Annotated in this window: 2 protein-coding genes; both read right to left on the bottom strand. The window is 41.7% G+C overall.

Features of this window, described 5'->3' with window-relative positions; all coding sequences use genetic code 11:
* Positions 1–111: 111 nt before the first annotated feature.
* Positions 112–783, bottom strand: a complete 672-nt coding sequence (locus BAZSYMA_RS04850; protein WP_090716213.1) for a M48 family metallopeptidase — start codon at positions 781–783, stop codon at positions 112–114.
* Positions 761–4,552, bottom strand: a complete 3,792-nt coding sequence (purL, locus tag BAZSYMA_RS04845; RefSeq protein ID WP_090716211.1) for a phosphoribosylformylglycinamidine synthase — start codon at positions 4,550–4,552, stop codon at positions 761–763. The genes BAZSYMA_RS04850 and purL overlap by 23 nt, the downstream gene beginning before the upstream one ends.
* Between the last annotated feature and the right edge of the window lie 48 nt (positions 4,553–4,600).

Raw genomic sequence — 4,600 nt, 5'->3', positions numbered from 1 at the left:
TGCTAGGACAAGGTTTAAAGAAATCATCAATTGGGCAAAAATTGGATTTTGCTAATCATCCCTATTTATGCAAAGGTCTCCAGTAATTATTTCAATTAGCAATCAAGTTGTCTATAAATTATGCAGTTTCTGAGTATTGTCTTGGAGCCAAATATCCGCTTGCTTGCGTGTTGAAATCATACTGTCCAGTAGCTGATAAAAGTCTTTGCTGTGATTTTTGTGTGCTATGTGTGCTAATTCGTGGGCGATAACGGCATCAATAACCCACATGGGCGCCATCATTAGTAAGTAGTTAAGGTTGATATTATTTTGACTAGAGCAAGAACCCCAGCGTGTTTTTTGTGCTTTGAAGCGCACTTGGTTAAAGATTAAATTGTGTTTTTGACTGTAATATTCAAGCCTAGGTAGGGCGATTTTGATAAATTCTTTTTTGTAAAACCAATGGAAAGCGGCTGCGGCATCATAGATTGTGCTTAAGTAAAATTTTTTATTGTTTAAGCGTACAGGCACCTCAGTATTGTCTAATTTTAAAGGGTATAAGCAACCTAAAAATAAAAAATATTCCCCCGCTTGATAGTTGATTTTATCGGGTTTTGTTGCCCGTATCTGTGTTTGCTTGGTTTCAATCCAGAGCTGTTTTTCACAAATGAAACTTTCAATTTTTTTGACACTTAAGTGCATGGGCGCACGCACTGATAAGGCGCCGTCTTTATCAATTTGTAAAGACAGTGTTTTTCGTTTTGAGCGAATTAATTTATATTCAACCAACCCAAGTCCTAGCATTTTCAAACATTTTTATCCATGGGCTGCGCTCATCCCAATCTTTTGGGTGGTGTGAGTTTTGCACTGCTCTAATAACACGCTCTGGATGTGGCATCATAATAGTTACTCGCCCAGAGTCGTTGCTAACCCCTGCTACTGCATTGTCAGAGCCATTAGGGTTGTGTGGGTAGGATTGTGTTGGGTTGGTGCTGTGGTCAACATATTGCAAAGCGATGTTGTTTGATTGTTCACCTGTAAAAATAGCGCGACCTTCACCATGTGCAATGGCAATTGGCATGACTGAGTCTTGCATACCATCTAAAAAGATTGAATTACTTTTGCCGATTTTCACCGAAGAGAAGCGGGCTTCAAATTGTTCGGAGGTATTGCGTTTAAAAGTGGGGAAATGCGCACTACCAGGAATGATTTCACCTAATTGAGAGAGCATTTGACAACCATTACAAACCCCCAAAGCAAAACTCTCATTACGATTAAAAAAGGCTTCAAACTCCTCTTTAGCACGCGGATTATAAAGAATAGAACTCGCCCAACCACGCCCAGCACCCAGCACATCGCCATACGAAAAACCACCGCAAGCCACCAAGCCACTAAACTCAGATAACGAAAGACGGTTTTGTAAAATATCACTCATATGCACATCAACGGCTTCAAAACCTGCCTTGTCAAAAGATACTGCCATTTCAATATGCCCATTCACGCCTTGCTCACGCAAAATAGCAACTTTAGGTCTATGGGTTAGAATAACTGGCACTTGATTGACATCAAAACTTAGCTGTGTTTGCAACCCTGGGGTGTCTTGTGCTATTGCGTCAAATTCTTCTTTGGCACACTTAGGGTTGTCTCTAAGTTTGGCAATCTCGTAGGAGGTTTTGCTCCACAGTTGTTGCAGTGCACTGCGTTTTTTACTGAAGTTACCAATATTAATGGTATCAGTATTATTGATTGTGGCAATGGTATGTATGCAGTTTGCTAATCCAGCTTTAGACAAGGCGTTTATCACCGACACTTTGTTGGCGTTACTTACCTGAATAACACAGCCTAATTCTTCATTAAATAATGCATTGATATCGTCATTTATAATATCTAAACCGCAGTGAGAGGCAAATGCCATTTCCAGTAGCGTGGTGATAACACCACCATCGCTGCGGTCATGGTAGGCACTGATTAAATCGTCTTTATTAAGTTGGTTTATGGTGGTAAAAAAGTTTTTAAAGAGCGTTGAATCATCAAGATTGGGTGCATCAACACCGATTTGATTATAGACTTGCGCTAAGCACGAGCCACCCAGTCGATTTTGACCTTTGCCTAAATCAATCAGTAGCAACTCACCCTCTATGGAGGTATCCAATAGCGGGGTGATTTGTATGCGAACATCCGATGTTTTAGAAAATGCCGTAATGACAAGGGACAGTGGCGCGGTTACTGACTTGTCTTGTCCATTTTCTTGCCAAGTACTTTTCATACTCATGGAGTCTTTACCTACGGGTACGCTCAAGCCTAACTCTGGACATAAGTCCATACCCACTGCTGTTACTGCTTCAAATAATTTAGCATCCTCACCCACATGACCACTGGCACTCATCCAGTTGGCACTTAGGCTAATATGGGCAATGTCTTGTATATAACCACCCAACATATTGGTGAGTGCTTCACCGATTGTCATTCTGGCAGCGGCATTCGCATCACATAATGCGAGCGGTGCTCGCTCACCCAAAGACATAATTTCACCTTTGTAGCCTGTGTAATCGGAAGTAGAAATAGCGCAATCTGCCACGGGTACTTGCCACGGCCCAACAAATTGGTCGCGTGCCACCATGCCTGTGACACTTCTATCGCCAATCGTGATGAGAAAGTTTTTGCTGGCAACACTCGGTAGTTGTAATATTCTAGTGATCGCTTCGTCTAACTCAATAGTGCTTGTATCTAAGGCATTAAGGTTAATGGCTTGTGTCGTTGCATTAATCGTTGTTTTTGGTGGATTGCCAAGTAGCACTGCCATTGGTATTTGAATGGGATTATTATTAAATAATTCATCACTTAAAATCAATTCTTGTTCTTTGGTTGCCTCGCCCAATACTGCAAATGGCGCTCGTTCACGCTCGCAAAGTGCGCTGAATAATTCAAGGCTTTCATCGCTAATTGCAAGCACATAACGCTCTTGTGACTCATTGCACCAAACCTCTAATGGCGACATTTGCTTGTCATCGTTTGGAATATTACGCAGTTTAAATCGCCCCCCTTTGCCTGCGTCATTGACCAATTCAGGCAATCCATTAGATAGCCCACCCGCACCGATATCGTGAATAGAGATGATTGGGTTTTTATCACCTAAATTGGTGCAACGATCAATCACCTCTTGTGCGCGTCTTTCCATCTCTGGATTAGCGCGTTGTACTGAGGCAAAATCTAGGTCTTCGTTTTGTTCACCGCTATTAATACTGGAAGCAGCGCCACCGCCTAAGCCGATTAACATTGCAGGGCCACCTAGAACGATAATTTTGCTGCCTACAGGGATATTGCCTTTTTCAATATGTTGCGCTTGAATGTGCCCCAAACCACCTGCCAGCATAATAGGCTTGTGATAACCACGCACATCACCATTTGGTGTTGCTTGCTCATAAGTCCTAAAATAGCCCAATATATTTGGACGACCAAATTCATTGTTAAAGCTCGCAGCACCAATTGGACCTTCAAGCATAATATCAAGTGCTGAGACAATTTGATTGGGTTTGCCATAATCCACTTCCCACGGTTGCTGTGCACCGTTAATTTTAAGGTTGGAAACACTAAATCCACACAAGCCCACTTTTGGTTTTGACCCCTGACCCGTTGCCCCTTCATCACGAATCTCTCCACCAGAGCCTGTCGCTGCCCCTGGATGCGGGGCAATAGCGGTAGGGTGGTTGTGTGTTTCTACTTTCATTAAAATCGCTCTATGTTCGTTAGAGCTAACATATTTGCCATTTTCATCAGCATAAAAACGCTCACCTTCATAGCCTTCCATTACCGCTGAGTTGTCTGAATACACACTGAGCAAGCCTTCAGGGTGTTGATGATAAGTGTTGCGAATCATGGCAAATAGGCTTTTTGCTTGTTCAACCCCATCAATCGTCCAGTCTGCATTGAAAATTTTATGGCGACAATGCTCAGAGTTTGCTTGTGCAAACATCATCAATTCCACATCGGTTGGATTGCGTTTTAATTTTGTAAAATTATCGACCAAGTAATCAATCTCACCATCAGACAGTGCCAAGCCTAAGATGGTGTTGGCATACGCTAGTGCAGATTTACCCTTTGATAAAATATCAACACACTCAAAAGGGCGTGGCTCAAAGTCATCAAAAATACTGTGTGCTTCATCAATAAAGGGCAACTCAGACTCTGTCATCTTATCCATAATCACCAACAGAACTGCTTTTTTATCCGTGATGGCCTGATCAAAATGATAGATAATGCCGTGTTCAATGCGTGATATGCTGGTTAACCCACACAAGTGCAAAATATCACTGGCCTTAGATGACCAAGGCGAGATAGTGCCAAGGCGTGGAATGATAATAATTTGTGATTTTGTGTTAAATTCAACGCTTTGCTCATAACTGAGTAAGGCCTCTAAAGTTGTGGTTTCATTTTCGTTAAGTTTGTGCTTACAATGCGCAAAATGTACAAACTCCGTGCCAATTAATTCAACACCTACTTTAGAGAGTTTTTGGTTAAGTGCGTTTTGTTTAAACTGGCTCAGTGCTTGGATGTGTTGAATGGCTTTAATCATGGTATTTTCATCATTTAAAATATTTTTTGTTTAGGTTTTGTTCTTGTT

The sequence above is a fragment of the Bathymodiolus azoricus thioautotrophic gill symbiont genome (assembly GCF_001298715.1).
Lineage (GTDB): Bacteria > Pseudomonadota > Gammaproteobacteria > PS1 > Pseudothioglobaceae > Thiodubiliella.
Note: the sequence above shows the minus strand (reverse complement) of the source record. Positions and strands in the feature narration are given on the sequence as shown.

Coding starts and splice junctions, on each gene's coding strand:
- BAZSYMA_RS04850 (WP_090716213.1), bottom strand. CDS start 783: ATGCTAGGACTTGGGTTGGTTGAATATAAATTAATTCGCTCAAAACGA.
- purL (WP_090716211.1), bottom strand. CDS start 4,552: ATGATTAAAGCCATTCAACACATCCAAGCACTGAGCCAGTTTAAACAA.